The following is a 20,615-nucleotide window of genomic DNA, read 5'->3' as shown; positions in this document are numbered from 1 at the left end:
GAAAAGAGCGATAAGCTCATTTAGAAAAACTGACGAGAACATTATGTTCTCTTTATTTTGCTCCATCATTCATACGGTCTTGCGACGCGTACCGAATGATCTCGCTAAGCATTTTCAAAGAAAATGCCACTCACTCGTTGTTCAGTTTTCAAAGATCAACTTCGTTGCTTTTCAACTCTCGTCGTCAGCAACTTTTATATCATATCATGTCCGGTTTCGAAATGCAAGCTTTTTTTAAAAGTTTTTCAACTTCTGATCGAAGCTTACTTGCTGTGTTCTTGTTTGAACGGCTTATTTCTTGGCCGGAATTAGAATATACCATGTATATAATTATAATGCAATGCTTTTTTAAAAATATTTCATTTCTATGTTATTAATGATCATCAGCAATCTCATAAACACTAAAAATAAAAGTCGTTGCTATATTCGAGCAACGACTTTGATCCCTATCCAATAATAATACGCCCTTCTGGATGACGATACAGGTTCTTTGTCTTCTTAGGACGTACTGCATATGCGATTGTAAGTGGACCGATCCGTCCTATAAACATTGTAACGGTAATGATTAGTTTTCCCCATACGGTCAGCTCTGGTGTGAGGCCAACAGACAGTCCCACCGTACCAACCGCCGATGCGGCTTCAAACATAACGGCAAGGAATGGCGCATCCTCTGTCGTAAGCAATAGCATAACCACTCCCATATATATACCCAATGTGATAATAATGATCGTCATTGCTCTCATCACCAAGTCCTGAGGTACGCGGTGTCTGAAAAACACGATATCTTTTTGACCACGAACCATGGCTATAATGGCACCTATCATAATGAAAAAGGTTGTGGTCTTGATGCCGCCTCCGGTTGAGCCTGGAGAAGCACCTATAAACATAAGCAAAATGAAGAAAAACTGTGTAGCTGAACGGAGTTCTGTAATATCTATTGTACTTGTCCCCGAAGAACGGGTAGAGACGGACTGAAAGAACGATGCATACAATTTATGAGCCAAATCCAGTGATCCCAGCGTCTTTGTATTGGTAAATTCGAATATAAATAGGACAAGTGTGCCTATGGCAATAAGAAATCCCGAAACAGACAACACCATTTTTGAATGTAAGGACAACGAACGTTTCTTCGGAAACTCGAACAAGTCATTGAGCACAATAAAGCCCAAGCCACCGGAAATGACGAGTACAGAGGCAACCACATTAAAGAGCCAATCCCCTGTGTAATTCATAAAGCTGTTTCCGAACAAATCAAACCCACCATTGTTAAACAGGGATACCGAGTGGAATACGCCATAATAAAAAGCCTGGCCAAACGGCATCTCTACTGCCCAGCGAATAGTAAAAATGATTGCTGCAACACCCTCAATGGAGAAGGAGAAGATAAGCACCTTGCGTATAATACGCACAACTCCTTCCATCGTATCCGCATTAATCGCTTCTTTCAGGAGCAATCGATCTTTTAAAGACAATCTGCGGCCAAAGAGTAGGGCGATCAGTGTAGCAATGGTCATAAAGCCCAAACCACCCAGCTGCATCAGCACCATAATGACGATCTCGCCGAATAAGGTGAACGTGGTCCCCACATCTACAACAATAAGACCCGTCACACAGGCAGCTGACGTCGCTGTAAACAGCGCATCTACAAAATTGAGGGCTTGTCCGTTCTCATTGGCAATAGGCAGCATTAACAGAACCGTACCCACGCCAATAATAGCAAGAATCCCGGCAACGAGTATAAATGGTGGGGAAGCATATTTTTTAGTTATCCCTATCTTCTTCAAAACGGATCTCGCCTTTCTTGTCGCAGCACGCTTCTCGTGACTTATTAAAAGAGGAACAACTGAAGCTGTACTCGCTCGGTTGTTCCTCCAACTGTTGTACTTCAATTAAATAAGAGTAAGCTTGTCCACCCAGTTACTGCAATCGCAGCAACTACAATTGCAGTAACTTAATCCAATGCGCGCGGTCGCATATGCGGGAAGAGCAATACGTCCCGTATAGAAGGCGCATTAGCCAGCAGCATAACAAGGCGGTCAATACCGATACCAAGTCCTCCTGTAGGCGGCATACCATACTCAAGTGCGCGGATGAAGTCATCATCCATCTCATGGGCTTCATCATTACCCTGTTCTTTTTCTAGAAGCTGTGCTTCAAAACGCTGACGCTGATCAATTGGATCATTCAGCTCACTGAAGGCATTCGCATGCTCACGCGCTACGATAAACAACTCGAAGCGGTCTGTAAAGCGCGGATCTTCTTCGTTCTTCTTCGCAAGCGGCGAGATTTCTACGGGATGTCCGTATACAAATGTCGGCTGAATCAATGTCTCTTCTACAAACTCTTCAAAGAATGCGTTAAGGATATGGCCAAATGTCATATGAGGCTCAACCGGAACCTTATGTTCTTTGGCCAGCTGATGCGCTTCTTCATTCGTCATTTGCACACTGAAGTCTACTCCCTTCACTTCCTTCACCGCATCAACCATGGATACACGGCGCCATTTTGGAGTAAGGTCTACTTCATGTCCTTGATAGTTGATGGTTTGCGTACCCAGTACTTCTTGGGCAATATGTGCAATCATGTTCTCTGTAAGCTCCATGATATCCTGATAATCAGCATAAGCTTCATACAGCTCAATCATTGTAAATTCCGGGTTGTGACGAGTGGATACACCTTCGTTCCGATAAACACGGCCGATCTCGTATACTTTTTCCATACCGCCCACGATGAGTCGTTTCAAATGAAGCTCAATCGCGATACGCATGTACAGCTCCATATCCAGTGCATTATGATGCGTGATGAACGGACGCGCTGCCGCTCCGCCTGCAATCGCATGAAGGGTCGGTGTTTCCACTTCCAAGTATCCATGGGAATCCAAGTAACGACGCATGGATTGAATGATTCTCGAACGTGTAATGAATGTTTGCTGTACATCCTGATTCATAATGAGGTCTACATAACGCTGACGATAGCGCAGCTCTACATCTTTGAGACCTTGATATTTGTCTGGAAGCGGATATAGTGACTTCGAGAGAACATCAAGCTCTGTAACTTTAATAGAGGTTTCGCCTGTTTTTGTCTTGAAGACAATGCCTTTGACACCAATAATATCGCCAAGATCAAGGATTGTGAATGCATCCCACTGTGTCTCCGAAACGGTGTCTTTGCGCACATAGATTTGAATACGGCCGCTCAGATCCTGGATATGTGCGAAGCTCGCTTTACCCATCGTCCGTTTTGCCATAATCCGGCCTGCCACCGTTACTTCTACATTCTTCTCATCCAGCTCTTCTTTTGTAAGATCATTATATTGGCTAAGAATCACTCCCGCTTCACTGTTACGGACATATTTCTTGCCAAATGGATCGATACCCAGTCCACGAAGCTCGTCCAATTTAGCACGTCTGATCTGAAGAAGCTCGCTCAATTCTACTTCCGGGTTCATTGTTTCATCCGTCATTGCCTTGCTCAACTCCCTTAAATGATATGTATGCGTTTATAGGAAACGCACGCTGATACTGAAAAAAAGCTTCCCCAAGGGAAGCTTTTAATCCTTATCCCGAAAACATGGTATTACTTCTTAATATCCACGATTTTATACTGGATGACGCCTGCTGGAACGTTAACATCCACAACGGTTCCTTTTTTCTTGCCAAGGATCGCCTTGCCAACCGGACTTTCATTCGAGATTTTATTCTGCAGCGGATTGGATTCCGCTGTTCCGACAATCGTATATTCAACAACATCGCCGAACTCGAGATCTTCAACCGAAACTGTCGCTCCAATACCTACAGTATCTGTGTCGATTTCGTCACTGTTGATAATACGTGCATTACGAAGCATTTTCTCCAAAGTAATAACACGACCCTCGATGAAGGCTTGTTCATTCTTGGCATCTTCGTACTCGGAGTTCTCGCTAATATCGCCGTATCCGATTGCTACTTTGATCCGCTCAGCAACTTCGCGGCGCTTAACGGATTTGAGGTTCTCAAGTTCTTCTTCCAGCTTCTTGAGCCCTTCCTGTGTAAGAATGACTTCTTTATCGCTCATCTCAACCGATTCTCCTGTCATGGGAATAATGTAAGACCATTTCAATTACCTGTAAAAACAATATGCAAATCTTCAGAAAACAGAACACCTTGTTCTCTTGATGTAAAGTTTCAGTTAAAAGCTTATTGCCGAATTTATACCAAAAAATTATAGGTGAACGATATTCAAAAGTCAATGTCGACCCCTAGAGAATGTTGGAAATCAATATAAAATTACCAATTTATTAACACGCACAGTCTGCATGCACTGCTTCTGCCTCAATGCTCTTCTCGTTCTCATCATTTTGAGGCAGCTCTTCCAGGAAGTTCGTTAGAATGGAAACCATTTCATCACGCTTTGTCTCTTCCATGATCGCATCTTTAATACGAGAAGAACCTTTCAGCCCCTTCAGGTACCAAGACAGATGCTTGCGCATTTCGCGGACAGCGACATTCTCGCCTTTGAGTGCAATGAGACGGTCCATATGCAGAATGGCAATACGGATCTTCTCCTCTGGATCAGGATCTGGCAGGAGAATTCCTTTCTCAAGATATTCAATCGTCCGGTACAGCATCCAAGGATTCCCGAGTGCGGCGCGACCGATCATGACGCCATCAACACCGGATTCCTCCAATCTGCGTTTGGCTTCCTCAGGCGAGGAAATATCTCCGTTACCGATAATCGGAATGGATACCGATTCCTTAACTTCCTTTATAATGTCCCAGTCTGCATATCCGGTATACAGCTGTTCTCTCGTTCTGCCGTGCAAGGCAATTGCTTTGCCTCCGGCACTCTCCACTGCGCGTGCATTCTCCACAGCATATACATGATCATGATCCCAGCCGATCCGCATTTTCACCGTAACCGGCTTAGCGACAGCATCCACTACGGCAGATACCATTTCATAAATTTTGTTCGGATCAAGCAGCCACTTGGCACCAGCATCACTCTTGTTGATTTTTGGTGCAGGGCAGCCCATGTTAATGTCAATAATATCCGCATTCGTCTCCTGATCTACAACCTTTGCCGCACCCACAAGCGAATCACGGTCGCCACCAAAAATTTGCAAGCTAAGCGGCTTTTCCCGTTCATCTACAAAAAGCATCTCTCTTGTCCGCTTGTTTCCGTTCAGTATTCCTTTATCACTAACCATCTCCGCACATACCAGCCCTGCACCGAATTCCTTCGCAATCAGACGGAAAGCAGGGTTGCTGACTCCGGCCATCGGCGCAAGCACAACCTGGTTCTTTAATTCGATATCTGCTATTTTCAGCATAGAACTAATTCACCTCTTTTCCTATTGTTCTAGAATGGTTATATTTATAGTTTTTAAAACATCAATTGCGTATTTTGTAAAAAGAAAGGATATGGCTACCTCTGCAGCTCTGCTATTGTAATCTCCAGCGCTTCAGCAATGACTGCCAGCTGTTTATCCGTCGGCTTCCGGGTTCCCCGTTCAAACATCCCCAGCATCGCGAGAGAAATCCCTGACTGATCTGCTAAATTCTGCTGAGTAAAGCCTTTTAATTTTCGGAAAGCGCGGATGCGTCTGGCCAGTTGCATGTTTTCCACCGCTGTATTCCATCCCTTTCATCCAGTCTCTCAAGAGCTGTTTGTACAAAAGTATATATAGAGCCTGACTGTAGGCTTACTACATCCGACAAAGGTACAAGCACAAAAGCACGCTCCGCCATCCGCGGATGTGGCAGTACGAGCTGCTCCGTATTCATCTCTGTGCCTTCGTACCACAACAAATCAAGATCCACGGTTCTCGGTCCCCATCTGATATCCCGGACCCTTCCGAGGCGCTGCTCAATGTCCAGCATGAGGACAAGCAGTTCATTCGGCGGGAGCGAGGTCTCCACAGCAATCGCCATATTAATGAATGAAGGCTGGTCCACGTATCCAACCGGTTCGGTCTCATATAGATTGGAGCATCTGAGCACCTTCACTTTATCCTGCTGATGCAGCAGCTGAATGGCGGACAGCAGTGTAGCTTCCCGATCGCCCAAATTAGCCCCTAAAGCAATATAAGCCTCTGACGGATCAGAGGTTCGGTGTGCATTCATGAATCGTTATCCCACTTTCCTAGTGCGATGAAGTTCTATGGTTACCCCTCCAAAATGAATGTCAAACGGAGGATGCGGCTTTGTTACCTTCACAATAAGCGCATTGACATTAGTATAAGTCGCAAGGAGCGAAGATGCAATATATTCGCCTAAAGCTTCAATTAATTGGAACGATTGATTCTCGACAATATCCTTAACCTGTGCATGGATCTCAGCATAATTAATCGTTTGATTCAGGTCATCCGTACTTCCTGCTTCCTGCAGATCGAGATCCAGCTCAAGATCAATATAAAACCGCTGACCCAGCTTGCGCTCTTCTTCAAACACACCATGATATCCAAAATACTCCATACGGTGCAGCTTCATTTTATCCATTACTTCATCTCCTTCATCGTGAGATACAGCATAGCGTCACACATATCCACGGTCCGTTTGATCTTGGCTACATCATGTACACGCACTATTTGCGTGCCTTGGGCAATACCGAAAGCAACCGTCGCTGCTGTCCCCTCCACCAGATCATCTACAGGAAGGTTCAGTGTATTGCGGATAAATCTTTTGCGAGAGGTTGCCAGCAGGACCGGATACCCTAAGTTCGCCAAATCGCCAAGGGCCGCCATCATGAGCAGATTTTGTTCATATGATTTTGCAAAACCGATCCCCGGATCCAAAATGATATTATACTTATCTACTCCTGCCCCCAGCGCCAGATCAATGCTCTCCTGCACATCTTGAAGGGCATCACTTACAAAATCGCTGTAATCCGTGTTGTCCCGGTTATGCATTAGAATGATTGGACAGTTCTTTTCTTTTGCCAGCTCAGCCATGTGCGGATCAGCCTTACAGCCCCAAATATCATTGATGATATGCGCTCCTGCTTCTAATGCAGCTCGTGCCACCTCTGACTTATATGTATCAATGGAGAGAGGAATGTGAGGCGCGCGCTCTGAGATCGCCTTGATTACAGGTACAACCCGTGCAATCTCCTCTTCGTCACTGATCACCGTATGACCCGGACGTGTGGATTCACCGCCGATATCTATCATGTCAGCTCCTTGCTCATATAGCTCCAGCGCATGGGTTACAGCTCGCTCTACCTCATAATACTGTCCGCCATCAGAGAAGGAATCCGGCGTTACATTAACAATGCCCATAATGAGTGTTCTTTCTCCAAGAGAAAGCGTCATTTCTCCCTTTTGATAAGTGCGTTTATAAATTCTAGGTTGCAGCATCTCTCCTACCTGCCTTTATTCGATATAGATGTAACAGCTCTCTCGTCATCGGACCCATTCGTCCTTGTGATATCTCCAGTGCTGGATACCCAGCTGCCGGCAAATCCAAGATTGCAGTAATCGGAACCAATTCCTGAATGGAGCTTGTCATAAAAATTTCGTCAGCACCTCTCAGCGCCTCCCAGGTATAGCGCCCCTCAGTAACTGGGATCTTCCGTTCTTTGCAGGCTTCCAGTACGACTTCTCGTGTTATGCCCGGCAAGATACCCGTCGATAATTCTGGTGTGAATACCATCCCATCCTTCACAAAAAAGAGATTGCTGACCATACCTTCCGCCAAATGCCCTTCTGGTGTCAGCATCAATCCCTCTGCTTGAAGCTGAACGGCCTGCTCATACTGCATAAGCTCCCGCTTCGCCAAAATATTATTCATGTAATGCAGCGATTTAAATCGAACCTGCCCCTCAGGGGTATTACGTCTCGTTCGTAGAAGCTGAAGCGCCTTGCCCTTCTCATACCATTCGTCAGACATGGCAGGCAATGGTTTGGCGAATACAATGTGATTCGGCTCAGAATAATTACCTGCTGGAAGTCCCAGCAGCTCCTCCCCTGCAGAGACGGTATAACGAATATAAGCTTCCTCCAATTCATTCGCAGCAAGAAGTCTGGCAATCCATTGTTCAAGCTCATCCGGGTCAGCTGTAAAAGGAATGCCCAGCTCATTACACCCTGCAGCCATCCGTTCCAAATGCCGTCCCAAGATAGAGGGCTTACCGTGATACGTGCGAAAGGTCTCAAACAAGCCGATGCCATACAAGAAGCCGTGATCCATCACAGGGATCGCGGCTTGCTTCAATTCGGTCAACTGACCGTTCATCATCGTATATTTCATCTTAATCATCTTAAGCCTGCTTCCTTGTCCGCAGAAAATTTCGCAGCATCTGGTGTCCATAATCAGTAACAATCGATTCAGGATGGAACTGAACACCTTCAATGGGATACTCTCTATGTCTTAGGCCCATGATTTCGCCCTCTTCCGTCTCTGCCGTAATCTCCAGGCAGTCTGGCAGGCTCTCACGCTCCACCAGCAGGGAGTGATATCTCGTCGCCGTAAATGGCACCGGCAGGCCTTCAAAGACCGATTGTCCACCATGAAGGATTGGAGACGTTTTGCCATGCATTAATCTCTCTGCTCTAATCACGTTCCCACCAAAAGCCTGTCCGATCGCCTGATGCCCAAGACATACACCAAAGATCGGAATCTTGCCTTTGAAATGTGTCAGCACATCAAGACTGATACCCGCCTCATTCGGGGTACATGGTCCGGGTGAAATCAATATATGATCCGGCGCAAGCGCCTCTATTCCTTCAAGGTCTATCTCGTCATTGCGACGGACCTCAATTTCCTCACCTAGCTCACCTAAATACTGTACGAGGTTATACGTGAAAGAATCGTAATTATCAATAACTAGAATCATAATCTAATTAACCTCCTCTATTCTCTTCTCAGCTAAGCATTTGTGCAACAAATGCGATTCACGTTAGAAACGGTACATCACATTATAGTGTATGTTTCTATAGGTGTGAACTTCTAATATCAAGGAATGCAGCCTCTTCACTATATTGTACAGCTTTCATTACCGCGCGTGCTTTGTTTTTTGATTCCCGGTACTCCCGGTAAGGATCAGAATCAATAACGATTCCCGCCCCGGCCTGAATGTATCCTATTCCGTCTATTACCGTCAAGGTCCTTATAACGATGTTCAGCTCCATATCTCCATGGTAGCCAATCCAGCCGATCGAGCCGGTATAGGGCCCTCGCCTAACAGGCTCCAGCTCTTCTATGATCTCCATCGTGCGAACTTTGGGAGCACCTGTAATCGTTCCTCCTGGAAATGCAGCAGCAATGACATCAAAGGCATTTTTTCCGTCTGCAATCGTACCTTCAACTTGAGATACAAGATGCATAACATGGGAATAGTACTCAATCGTCATTAATTCAGGCACTCGGACGGTACCGTATTGTGCAACACGGCCGATATCGTTTCTTTCCAGATCAACAAGCATGATATGCTCAGCCCGCTCCTTCTCTGTATGCAGCAGCTCGCTAGCCATCCGCTCATCCTCTTCCGGCGTAGTTCCTCTTCGTCTAGTGCCTGCAATCGGCCTTGCTACCACTTGTCCATGGTCAAGCTTGACCAGCAGCTCAGGAGAACCGCTTACCAGCTCGAATTCCGGAGTACGCACATACCCCATATACGGAGATGGATTAAGCACACGAAGCCACTCGTATACATCCTCCGGAGAGGTGTGAAGCTCCTTCTGCTGGCGTAGAGACAGATTCACCTGAAATACATCGCCCTGGCTGATATAATCTTGAACTTTGCGGACGGCTTGCTCGAACGCTTCTCGGGCAAACGAAGATTCCCAGTCGGTCGTTACGTCAACAGAAGCATCTCCCTGCTGTGCCGCCAGCTCAATCCGATTTAACCGCTGCTCCAGCTCAAGCTTGTATTTCAAATCACCTGCAGCTTCAATTAGCTGCTCAGCTCTCGCCATCATTCGTTCTGCCCGAAGTCCAGCTTGATGAAATTGCTCCTCAAGAGAAAGCTCGGCATGCCTAAGCACATAAACTGCACTGAAGAGCGTCTTGCTCTCATGATCAATCATCCATACTTCATCAAACCGCATCCAGATATAATCAGGAAGCTCTGGATTATCCTCCGCTAATACAGGCAGCCTCTCAAGCGAGCGAGCAATATCATAGCTCAAGTAGCCGACAATGCCGCCGGAGAAAGGGGGGATCCCTTCTACACGAGGAGCAGTATATGGACTTATCCACTCCTCAAGTACGGGAAGAGGATCTCCTTCCAAAGTATGAGTCAGCTTTTCGTGTGCAGTAACCGTAAGATCCTCTATCTTTGCCCTATTCCCTTTGCCTGTAATAACAGATACAGGATCAAGGCCCAGATAAGTGTACCTGCCGTCTTTACCGCTCTCTAATACAAAAGCGTATGGAGAAGCTTGTTCCCAAGCGGGTTTCCATGAGCCAACTCTATCTCCTCCAGGGAAAGGCTTGCTTATTACATAAGGAAGAATAGTCCAGTCTTCCTTGCTCCAGGCCTGCCAGTGATCATATGTTGTCATTACTTTATTCATGTAAATCTTTATCCCCCAGCCGACTGATCTATTGTTTGTAAGTATACTAGAGCGCGCTGCTTTTTGAAAAGAGCGGCACTGCACCAATCTTGAATTTCAGAACATCTGTTAGGAAAACGGAAATAAAAAAAGACTGCAGGCAAACTCAATTAAGCAGTTTGTCTACAGTCTGCTCAGTTCTTAGCATGACCTAAGAACTGAGAAAAATTGCGTAAGTCAAGGTTCAGCTTACAATTAGCCTTCGAAGTTGTACAGCGGTGTGCTCAAGTAACGCTCACCATTACTTGGTACGATGGCAACGACACGTTTGCCAGCTCCAAGCTGCTTAGCTACTTGAAGAGCTGCACGAATGGCTGCACCAGAGGAAATACCCGCAAGAATACCCTCTTCTTTAGCTACTTGACGTGCAGTTTCAAAGGCATCTTCGTTCTCAATATGAACGATTTCATCATAAATGTCCTGATTCAGAATCTCAGGAATAAAGTTTGCACCAATTCCTTGGATTTTGTGAGGGCCTGGCGTTCCTCCAGCAAGAATCGGGGAGGCTGCAGGCTCAACGGCTACGATCTTGATATCCGGGTACTCTTTCTTCAGTACTTCACCAGCGCCTGTAATCGTTCCGCCAGTACCGATTCCTGCAACGAATGCATCCAGCGTTCCGCCGATGGATCCGATCGCTTCCACAATCTCAGGTCCAGTAGTTTCACGGTGAATCTTCACGTTCGCTTGGTTCTTAAACTGTTCTGCCATGAAATAGTTCGGATTCTCTTGAACGATCTCTTCCGCTTTCTTAACTGCACCGTTCATTCCTTCTGATCCTGGTGTCAGCACAAGCTCTGCGCCATATGCACGAAGCAGATTGCGGCGCTCCAAGCTCATCGTTTCAGGCATAACAATAATGACACGATAACCTTTGGCTGCTGCTACCATTGCGAGACCAATACCTGTGTTACCACTTGTTGCTTCAACAATAGCATCGCCTGGTTTAATACGTCCTTGCTTCTCAGCTTCTTCTACCATGCTGATTGCAATACGGTCTTTAACACTGGCACCTGGGTTCTGGTACTCGAGCTTAACATAGATTTCTGCGCTTCCCTCAGGCACGACGCGATTCAGACGCACAAGGGGTGTGTCTCCGATCAGTTCAGTAACGTTGTTAACAACTTTAGCCATGATAATTGACCTCCTTGAGATGGATGAAATATGAAGAATGCTGCTGCTTCTTGGTTGTTAAAATAATTCGGCTGACCACGCTGTAGAACAGAGTTAACCATGAATAGCGCGTCATGCTTCCGAATTTATAAAGAATTCATACAAGATTGATAAAAATCATTTATATTCCGAGTAAATCAGTAGGTATTTCAAAGTTAATATTATCAACCTTAGGTGCACTTGTCAATATTGCTCAAAAAAAATACTTTGACTTGGGTCTTTAGGGGGTTGTCAAAGTATTTTATAACAAGATTGTCGTCTCACTGAACTCAGACTATGATGCCTTATCCAGCTCTACGAGAATCTCTGCACCGTATTTATTCCGAAGCGACTTCTCCACTTCAGAGAGCGGCCCCGCTTCATTAAGTGCAAGCATTCGTCGAATTTCCTCCATTGCCTGCTCACGGGTCAGGGCGTTCTCTTCGTTAATATCATTGAGCCGGATAATGATATAAGCATCATCTATGAGAAGAGGACCGGCTGCAACACCGATATCCAGCTCCCTAGCAACATCCATCATCGCCTCAGGCTGAAAAGGATCATCCTCATCGATCAGGCCAAGGCTGCCCTTCGCATCCTTGCTATATTCATCGGTCGACAGCTCCTGAGCCAGCGCTTCAAAGCTTTCCCCCTGCTCCAGCCGGGACATGACCTGCTCTGCGGTCTCCGCGTCATTCACCTGAATCATGGAGAGGTCAAACTGTCTGCTTGGGGTATAGCTGTCCAGATGCTCTTCATAATACTGCTCGACTTCTGCTTCGCTGACTTCGATACCTGCAGTGGCTATTTTTTCGAGTAGGATGTGATAGGTCGCCTCCGCCTTCAAGTCTTCTATGCTAAGACCGAATTGGGTGAGCATCTCCTTGTAGTATGCTTCTTCTGAAGTGTAGCCTTCCATCGTCTCCTCCAGTTCAGCTTCTACCTCTGCCTCGGTTATTGATAACCCATTCTCTTTGGCTTCTTCCAAGACCGCACGACGATTCAGCATCTCAGTAAGCATGTTCTTACCGTATCTTGCCTTGAGCAAGTTAACCCATTCTTCCTCTGAAACATCCTGTCCAGCAATCCGGGCTACGGTCTCCTCCTGAGCCTGCATCTGAGAATCTGCTTCGTCAGAAGCCGTGTTCATTCCCTGAAGGATAAAAGTACCCATCATTACGACTGAAGCGGTCAGGACAACAACGGTTACCCACAGTCCTTTTTCCTGTTTCCTCATCCCATCTCATCTACCCCATAACGGATTAGCTTTTGGCTTGCTCAAGTATTGCTTCCAGATCCTCTTTATCAAATTGATAAGCTTCGTTGCAAAAGTGACATACAACCTCTGCTTTACCTTCCTCGATCAAGTTCGTCAGTTCTTCCTCTCCCAAGGAAATCAGTGTTTGCTCGACACGCTCACGAGAGCACTGACATTTGAACTCAATGTCCATCTGATCACGAATTTCCACATCCGGTAAGATCCGGCGCAACATATCCTCTACTTCTAATCCTTGCTCGAGCAGAGTCGTTACTGGAGGGAGCGAACCAAGTGAATTCTCAATTTCTGCAATCTCATCATCGTTTAACCCCGGCAGCAGCTGGATAATAAAACCGCCGGCAACAATCACCGAGTTATCTGTATTAACAAGCACACCAAGACCTACTGCGGATGGTGTCTGCTCCGAAGTTGCAAAATAATACGTAAAGTCTTCAGCAAGCTCACCGGAAACAATCGGGATACTGCCCCGGTAAGGCTCCTTCAATCCAAGGTCCTTGGTCACATGAATGTAGCCTGTAGTGCCGACCGCTCCTGCCACATCAAGTTTGCCCATGCTGTTGCTTGGCAAGTGAATATGGGGTTCATTTACGTAGCCGCGAACTTCTCCCTTCGCATTCGAATCGGCGACGATTTGCCCGACAGGGCCATCACCTTTAACCTGCACGGTTAGCTTTTCTTCTCCCTTGAGCATGGCACCCATCATAGCCGCAGCGGTTACCGTACGTCCCAACGCTGCCGTTACGACTGGAAAGGTATCATGTCTTCTGCGAAGCTCGTCAACCAGATGGGTTGTGCTGACCGCAAAAGCGCGTACACGTCCTCCCAGTGCCGTTCCACGTACTAGATAGTCCTTCTTGTTGTTGTCCATAGCTGTATAAATTGCCTCCTTAAATTAACTGAATGAGGATATATGCATAAATCCTCTATATGTTTATCATCATGCAGTGACGTCGATTTAATCATGCTTCGTTATTTCTTATTGTAATCGAAAAAGATAATGGAATAAAGGCAGCTAAGCTCTCGCCTTCTTCCATTATCTTTTGTAGAGAACAGGTATGATTATCCCTTGTTTCTTTCATATATAATTCGAAGCCCTTCCAGAGTGAGCATGGGATTTACCTCTTCAATCGTTCTGGTTTCGCTTGCGATCAGCTCTGCCAATCCGCCGGTTGCGATTACTTTGGGTGCAGCCTTCATCTCGTCCTTGATTCGATCAACGATTCCATCCACTTGTCCGGCATATCCGAATATGATTCCGGCCTGCATCGCGTGAACTGTATTGCGTCCGATTACTTTTTTAGGCTTCTCCAGTTCAATTCGAGGCAGCTTGGATGCACGCTGATAGAGCGCTTCTGTGGAGATTCCAATTCCCGGAACAATGGCTCCTCCCAAGTAGTTGCCCTCTGCATCAATACAATCAAATGTAGTGGCTGTACCGAAATCGACAACAACCAACGGACATTGATAACGATCTATTGCCGCTACCGCGTTTACGATACGATCTGCACCGACCTCGCGCGGGTTCTCATAACGGAGATTCAGACCCGTTTTGATTCCCGGTCCTACCAGCAGCGGTTTTTTACCAACATATTTGATGCACATCTCCTCCAGCACATTCACGAGCGGTGGAACAACAGAAGAGATAATCACGCCTTCTATTTTGGAAGCAGATATACCTGACATCTGAAATAAGTTATGGATCATAACACCATACTCGTCTACCGTAGACTGCCTGGAAGTACTAATGCGAAAATGGTGAAGGAGCTCCTTCTTCTTATAAATACCGAGTACGATATTGCTGTTTCCTACATCTACAACAAGAATCAAAGAGGATTATCCTCCTTTCTTTTCATTTAAATCTAAACTGATATCAAGGCTTTCGAAAGAGTAGGTTAGTCTGCCGACTGAAATAATATCCACTCCCGTCTCAGCAATACCACGAATGGTAGCAAGCGAAACATTGCCCGAAGCTTCTATTTTAACATGAGGTGACCGGCTGTGGATACGCTGAGTTGCTTCGCGCATCATAATGAGGTCCATATTGTCCAGCATTATGATGTCAGCCCCTGCTTCCAAGGCTTCATCTAACTGTTCAAGCGACTCGACTTCGACCTCGACCGTCATTGTATGAGGTATAGCTGCCCTGGCACGCTGAACAGCCTCTGTAATCCCGCCTGCTCCTTTGATGTGATTATCTTTGATCATGACCGCATCATATAGTCCAAACCGGTGATTATGACCGCCTCCGACGCGAACAGCATACTTCTCAAGTAAACGATGACCTGGTGTTGTTTTCCGCGTATCGACCAGCCTTGTGCTAAGGCCTTCCAGGGCATCCACATAGGAGCGTGTTCTTGTCGCAATTCCGGACATTCTTTGCAGCAAATTCAGAGCAAGCCGTTCTCCGGTCAGAAGACGGTGTGTGCTTCCTTCCACTTCTGCTAGTATTGTTCCCTTGGTTACCGCATCACCATCCTGGACATATGCGGTAAACGCGAGCTCTGGATCTACGATCTGAAATACGAGCTCAGCGACTGTCATTCCTGCAATGATACCTTCATCCTTGGCGTGAATTACAGCTTTGGACTTATGTCCTGGCGGGATGGTCGTCAAGGAAGTAACGTCACCTGCTCCCACATCCTCCTGCAGCCAGCCTTTAATTGATTCCTTCAATACTTCATTATATCCATTAAGCATGACTTACTTCCTCCACAATCTCCCGATCCCGCTGCTGAACCGTATGCTTTTGCCAATGATGATCATTTCTCACAGGATGATCCTCGCGGTAATGGGCTCCCCTGCTTTCTTTTCGGTATAGGGCGCCCTCTGTAACCAGCAGTGCACAGGTCAGCAAATTTGCGAATTCGTATTCTTCTTGCTTATCAAGCTTTGTATTAAAAATAGAACATTCCTGCTCAAGCAGAATCTTACCCTTTAGCAATCCCGATTCGGTTCGGCGCAGTCCTACTTGTCTAACCATGACCTTCTGCAGAGCCAGTCTTCGTACATGCACGGAATCGTAAGCACCAGTGATAAGCTCACGCTGAACACGAAGTCCGAAGGCATGCTGCTCCGTGTCAGGCAGTTGTCTGATTCTATCGACAATGCGTTTGCCAAATACAATAGCCTCTGACAAGGAGTTGCTCGCCAGCCGATTAGCTCCATGAACCCCAGTCGAGGATACTTCGCCGCATGCGAATAGTCGAGGAATACTGCTCTCTCCGTGCAGATCCGTCTTTACACCGCCCATCATATAATGGGCTGCTGGTGCCACCGGAATCCAGTCTTTTGTCATATCAAGGCCATAGCTCATGCAGTTCTCATATATCGTTGGAAAACGGCGCTTAATGAGTTCTGGCGTCTCATGTGTAATATCAAGATAGACATGTGTCGCATGAGTGTCTTCCATTTCACTTACGATTGCACGAGCAACCACATCTCTCGGTGCAAGCTCCAGCTGAGGGTGATATCGCTCCATGAACCGATTTCCGTGTATATTCCGCAGAACAGCTCCTTCTCCTCGAACTGCCTCCGAGATCAGGAATCTAGGCGCCTCTGGATAACATAATGAAGTCGGATGGAACTGGATAAACTCCATGTCCCGAATCTCGGCTCCTGCCCGGTAGGCCATGGCTACTCCATCTGCAGTAGCTACCTCGGGGTTGGTTGTATATCGATACAACTGCCCTGCTCCACCGGAACAGAGAACAACGGCATCTGCTTTCACAAAAGTACGCTGTCCATTCAGAGCCTGGACAAGAGCGCCGATACACTCTCCATCTGCTGTAATTAGATCGATTACAAAATGCTCATCCCATACGCTGATTGACGGATGCTCTGCCGCTTCTTTGGCCAGCGCTCTTACGATTTCATATCCTGTTGCATCTCCATTGGCATGCAATATCCGGCGATGGCTGTGAGCACCCTCCTGTGTCAAAGCAAGCTCGCCGTTCTCGATATCAAAAGCCGTGCCCAGCTGGATGAGCTCCTGAACTCGGTCCGGTCCTTCACTGACAAGTACCTCCACCGCTTCGCTGCGACACAATCCCGCTCCTGCCGTTAATGTATCTTGCATATGATACACGGGTGAATCGTCCTCAGCCGTCACGGCTGCAATGCCCCCTTGCGCATATCTCGTATTGCTCTCAAGGAGTGATTTTTTGGTAATCATGAGAACCTGGTGGTCTCTGCTTGCCTCAATCGCTGTATAAAGTCCGGCAATGCCTGAGCCTATAATCAGAATATCAGTTTCGATTTGAGGCAGATCATTCAAATCGAAATTAACCAAGTAAGAAGGAATCATCGTTTGCTATCTCCCGTCTCTTCATAAAAAGTAGACTGCTGAAAACATAGTGAATTATTTCACCTGCAACATACGCTCAAGGGATAAACGGGCACGATCGGCTACATCCTGCGGCACATAAATCTCAGGCTTCATCGTTTCAAGCGCCTTGACCAGCTTCTTGAGATTATTCACCTTCATATTCGGGCAGACCAAGAACTTCGTTGCAAAGTGGAATTCCTTGTCCGGACTATCCACTCGAAGCTGGTACCCTGTTCCATCTTCCGTGCCTACAATAAATTCTTTGCAAGCAGAGTCTCTGCAATATTCCAAAATAGCTGTCGTACTTCCAACAAAATCACCCATCTCAACGACTTCTGGACGGCACTCTGGATGAACAACAAACTCTGCATTTGGATATTTGGCGCGCATTTCAACGACGTCTTTTACGGTCAGCATGTCATGAGTGTTGCAATATCCTTCCCAGATGATCATCTTCTTGTCTGTATGCTGCTGTACATAATGGCCCAAATTTTTATCGGGAACCCATATAATTTCTTCTGCATCCAAGGATTGAATGACCTTAACCGCATTGGAGGAAGTACAGCATATATCGGTCTCTGCCTTGATCTCGGCTGAGGAGTTTATATATGTAACCACCTTCGCATTCGGATGCTGTGCTTTCAGCTTGCGCAGTCCATCCACATTCACCATGTCAGCCATGGGACAGCCGGCTCTTTCATCTGGAATAATGACTTTCTTGTTAGGTGCCAGAATCTTCGCGCTCTCTCCCATAAAGTGAACACCGCAGAACACAATAACATCGGCATCGGTCTGAGCTGCCTTCTGAGCAAGCAGGAATGAATCGCCCCGAAAGTCAGCTACCTCTTGAATTTCATCACGCTGATAATAGTGTGCCAAAATAATTGCGTTGCGCTCTTTCTTTAACACCTCAATACGTTTTTTCAGTTCACGATTCATTTCTGCCTTACGCTCTAATGCTAATGCTTCCACTTGAAGACCCTCTCCCTTATATAAGCAATAGATAAAAAACCGCTTTCACCTTTGTGATGTCATCGCTTGTTATTTGATTCACAAAGTACGACATACGAATACCATAGGTGGATCAATTTCATTCTCATTGAACGAGCTATAAAGTTGATTCAGGTTTACACCTAATTTACATAAGGTTCCTCTATGTGTCAATTCACAAAATTGTCGCAAATTAAGGGTCATGGTCTATGTTAAATCAAAAAAACCGAAGAACGCTCCTGCGTTCTCCGGTTTAATCTCTTTTATGACTTGTTCATTACGTTGTTGGCTTGTTATTATCCGGTGAATTTGCATCACCAGACTCTGGGTTGGATGGTGTTGTGTCAGGCTCTGTCTGACTAGGACCATCATTGGAAATATCACCAGCCTGGGATCCGTTGTTCTCTTTGCCTTGAATACGGACACGCACATCACCGACATTGTCGATTACAGGCTCGCCGTTCTCCGAAGAACCTCCGGACGAATCAGTACCTTTGTCTGTAATGGCACCTTTCTCAATCAACTGCTTAATATCTTCAAGATCAAGGGTTTCTCTCTCCAGAAGCGTTTCAGCAATCAGGTGTACTTCTTTAGAATGCTTGCTAAGCAGTTCTTTTGCTTGCTCATAGCATTCTGTAATCATACGTCTCATCTCTTGGTCAATTTCATGGGCAATCGCATCACTATAGTTTGGCTCATGTCCAAAATCGCGTCCCAGGAAGACTTGTCCCTGAGAGTTGCCAAATTGAAGAGGTCCGAGCTTCTCACTCATACCGTATTCCATAACCATGCTGCGTACAATGCCTGTCGCTTGTTGGAAGTCACTATATGCACCAGTTCCGATTTCACCGATAAAGATTTCTTCGGCAGCACGTCCGCCGAGCAAACCTGTGATACGGTCAAGGAGCTCCGGCTTCGTAGCAAGCATACGATCTTCTTTAGGCATCATAATAACATATCCGCCTGCACGTCCACGTGGGACAATCGTTACTTTATGAACCATATCGGCATTCTCCAAGAAATATCCGACAATCGTATGACCCGCTTCGTGATAAGCGACAATACGCTTCTCGCGATCACTGACTACACGGCTCTTCTTCTCTGTACCGACAATTACACGGTCAATCGCTTCATCCATTTCACGCATGGAAATGTCTTTGCGATTACGTCTTGCAGCAAGTAGCGCTGCTTCGTTCAGCAGATTCTCCAGGTCTGCACCTGTAAATCCGGTAGTACGCTTCGCAATAACATCCATCTTAACGTCTTTTGTAAGTGGTTTGTTGCGCGCATGTACTTTCAGAACCGCTTCACGGCCTTTGACGTCCGGACGATCTACCGTAATTTGACGGTCAAAACGTCCTGGGCGGAGAAGGGCAGGGTCAAGAATATCTTGACGGTTCGTCGCTGCAATAATGATAATACCTTCATTTGCACCAAAGCCGTCCATTTCGACGAGCAACTGGTTGAGCGTTTGCTCACGCTCATCATGACCGCCGCCGAGTCCGGCGCCGCGCTGTCGACCTACCGCATCGATTTCATCAATGAAGATGATACATGGTGCATTCTTCTTCGCATTCTCAAACAAGTCACGTACACGGGATGCACCGACACCGACGAACATTTCGACGAAGTCAGAACCCGAAATACTGAAGAACGGTACACCTGCTTCTCCTGCTACCGCACGAGCAAGAAGCGTTTTACCTGTTCCCGGAGGCCCGTTAAGCAGAACCCCTTTTGGAATTCTTGCGCCAACCGCCGCAAATTTACGAGGATCCTTCAAGAACTCAACGACTTCGACAAGCTCCTGCTTCTCTTCGTCAGCTCCTGCGACATCCTCAAAAGTAACTTTCTTCTTCTCTTCGTTATACAGACGTGCACGGCTCTTGCCAAAGTTCATCACTTTACCGCCGCCGCCCTGCGCCTGATTGAACAGGAAGAAGAACAGAACAAACATCAAAATAAGAGGTATAAACGATGTTAGCAGTGTCAGCCAGATGCTGTCACCTTCCATCGGTTGTTGCGCTAGTTCAAAGCCATTGGTCTCGCTGGCCTCAACGACTTCCTGTACAGCAGTCTCAGTGTAAGGGATATACGTAATGAAATTCTTTGGTTCGCCTTCAGCTACTTCTTTGTATTGACCTGTTACACGATATGTGTAACCGTCAAATTGGAGGCTCAGATTCTCTACGTTGTTAGTGGATAACTCCTGCCGAAACTGATTGTATTTAGGGGTATCAGCCGCTTCATTTCCACCATTAATGACTTGGTAGATGCCGACCACTACTAAAAATAAAATTAAATAAAAGCCAGAATTCCGGATGAACCGATTCATCCCCTAC

General features: G+C 46.3%; 19 protein-coding genes. All 19 read right to left on the bottom strand.

The features are described from left to right. Positions 1–446: 446 nt before the first annotated feature. Positions 447–1,784, bottom strand: a complete 1,338-nt coding sequence (locus ACFQ3J_RS25950; protein WP_244533690.1) for a TrkH family potassium uptake protein — start codon at positions 1,782–1,784, stop codon at positions 447–449. 167 nt (positions 1,785–1,951) lie between these two features. After that, positions 1,952–3,463: a lysine--tRNA ligase gene (gene lysS / locus ACFQ3J_RS25945; RefSeq protein WP_251584785.1), complete on the bottom strand. Its 1,512-nt coding sequence runs from the start codon at positions 3,461–3,463 to the stop codon at positions 1,952–1,954. 113 nt (positions 3,464–3,576) lie between these two features. Continuing rightward, positions 3,577–4,053 carry a transcription elongation factor GreA gene (gene greA / locus ACFQ3J_RS25940; protein WP_091161538.1) on the bottom strand — a complete coding sequence of 159 codons (477 nt, stop codon included), beginning with the start codon at positions 4,051–4,053 and terminating at the stop codon, positions 3,577–3,579. A 223-nt stretch (positions 4,054–4,276) separates the two neighbouring features. After that, complete coding sequence (gene dusB, locus ACFQ3J_RS25935) at positions 4,277–5,308, bottom strand: tRNA dihydrouridine synthase DusB (protein ID WP_251584783.1); 1,032 nt, start codon at positions 5,306–5,308, stop codon at positions 4,277–4,279. Between the two features lie 95 nt (positions 5,309–5,403). Beyond that, the gene (locus ACFQ3J_RS25930; RefSeq protein ID WP_251584781.1) at positions 5,404–5,604 is read right to left on the bottom strand and encodes a helix-turn-helix domain-containing protein; all 201 of its coding nucleotides are present in this window, start codon (positions 5,602–5,604) and stop codon (positions 5,404–5,406) included. After that, entirely contained in the window at positions 5,556–6,101 is a 546-nt protein-coding gene (gene folK, locus ACFQ3J_RS25925; RefSeq protein ID WP_251584779.1) for a 2-amino-4-hydroxy-6-hydroxymethyldihydropteridine diphosphokinase, read from the bottom strand. The genes ACFQ3J_RS25930 and folK overlap by 49 nt, the downstream gene beginning before the upstream one ends. Before the next feature lie 6 nt (positions 6,102–6,107). Next, on the bottom strand, positions 6,108–6,476 hold the full coding sequence (folB, locus tag ACFQ3J_RS25920; protein WP_091161532.1) for a dihydroneopterin aldolase: 369 nt from the start codon (positions 6,474–6,476) through the stop codon (positions 6,108–6,110). Continuing rightward, positions 6,476–7,333: a dihydropteroate synthase gene (gene folP, locus ACFQ3J_RS25915; RefSeq protein ID WP_251584777.1), complete on the bottom strand. Its 858-nt coding sequence runs from the start codon at positions 7,331–7,333 to the stop codon at positions 6,476–6,478. The genes folB and folP overlap by 1 nt, the downstream gene beginning before the upstream one ends. Further along, the gene (locus tag ACFQ3J_RS25910; protein ID WP_251584795.1) at positions 7,320–8,225 is read right to left on the bottom strand and encodes an aminotransferase class IV; all 906 of its coding nucleotides are present in this window, start codon (positions 8,223–8,225) and stop codon (positions 7,320–7,322) included. Before ACFQ3J_RS25910 ends, folP begins: the two co-directional genes overlap by 14 nt. Before the next feature lie 10 nt (positions 8,226–8,235). Continuing rightward, positions 8,236–8,811 carry an aminodeoxychorismate/anthranilate synthase component II gene (gene pabA / locus ACFQ3J_RS25905; RefSeq protein WP_251584775.1) on the bottom strand — a complete coding sequence of 192 codons (576 nt, stop codon included), beginning with the start codon at positions 8,809–8,811 and terminating at the stop codon, positions 8,236–8,238. A 97-nt stretch (positions 8,812–8,908) separates the two neighbouring features. Beyond that, entirely contained in the window at positions 8,909–10,492 is a 1,584-nt protein-coding gene (locus ACFQ3J_RS25900; RefSeq protein WP_251584773.1) for an anthranilate synthase component I family protein, read from the bottom strand. Positions 10,493–10,726: 234 nt separating this feature from the next. Next, entirely contained in the window at positions 10,727–11,665 is a 939-nt protein-coding gene (gene cysK, locus ACFQ3J_RS25895) for a cysteine synthase A (RefSeq protein ID WP_091161525.1), read from the bottom strand. A 313-nt stretch (positions 11,666–11,978) separates the two neighbouring features. Continuing rightward, on the bottom strand, positions 11,979–12,920 hold the full coding sequence (locus tag ACFQ3J_RS25890) for a peptidyl-prolyl cis-trans isomerase (protein ID WP_251584771.1): 942 nt from the start codon (positions 12,918–12,920) through the stop codon (positions 11,979–11,981). Between the two features lie 25 nt (positions 12,921–12,945). After that, positions 12,946–13,830 carry an Hsp33 family molecular chaperone HslO gene (gene hslO, locus ACFQ3J_RS25885; RefSeq protein WP_251584769.1) on the bottom strand — a complete coding sequence of 295 codons (885 nt, stop codon included), beginning with the start codon at positions 13,828–13,830 and terminating at the stop codon, positions 12,946–12,948. A gap of 191 nt (positions 13,831–14,021) precedes the next feature. Continuing rightward, positions 14,022–14,789 carry a type III pantothenate kinase gene (locus ACFQ3J_RS25880; protein ID WP_251584767.1) on the bottom strand — a complete coding sequence of 256 codons (768 nt, stop codon included), beginning with the start codon at positions 14,787–14,789 and terminating at the stop codon, positions 14,022–14,024. A 6-nt stretch (positions 14,790–14,795) separates the two neighbouring features. Beyond that, positions 14,796–15,659, bottom strand: coding sequence for a carboxylating nicotinate-nucleotide diphosphorylase (gene nadC / locus ACFQ3J_RS25875; RefSeq protein WP_091161518.1), 864 nt, complete (start codon positions 15,657–15,659; stop codon positions 14,796–14,798). Continuing rightward, entirely contained in the window at positions 15,652–17,265 is a 1,614-nt protein-coding gene (gene nadB / locus ACFQ3J_RS25870; protein WP_251584765.1) for an L-aspartate oxidase, read from the bottom strand. The genes nadC and nadB overlap by 8 nt, the downstream gene beginning before the upstream one ends. Positions 17,266–17,319: 54 nt before the next feature. Then, positions 17,320–18,258, bottom strand: a complete 939-nt coding sequence (gene nadA, locus ACFQ3J_RS25865; protein ID WP_091161514.1) for a quinolinate synthase NadA — start codon at positions 18,256–18,258, stop codon at positions 17,320–17,322. 295 nt (positions 18,259–18,553) lie between these two features. Beyond that, positions 18,554–20,608, bottom strand: a complete 2,055-nt coding sequence (ftsH, locus tag ACFQ3J_RS25860; protein WP_251584763.1) for an ATP-dependent zinc metalloprotease FtsH — start codon at positions 20,606–20,608, stop codon at positions 18,554–18,556. Positions 20,609–20,615: the final 7 nt, after the last annotated feature.

This window comes from Paenibacillus provencensis (assembly GCF_042678545.1).
GTDB lineage: Bacteria > Bacillota > Bacilli > Paenibacillales > Paenibacillaceae > Paenibacillus > Paenibacillus provencensis.
This window is presented reverse-complemented; position numbering and strand designations above follow the sequence as displayed.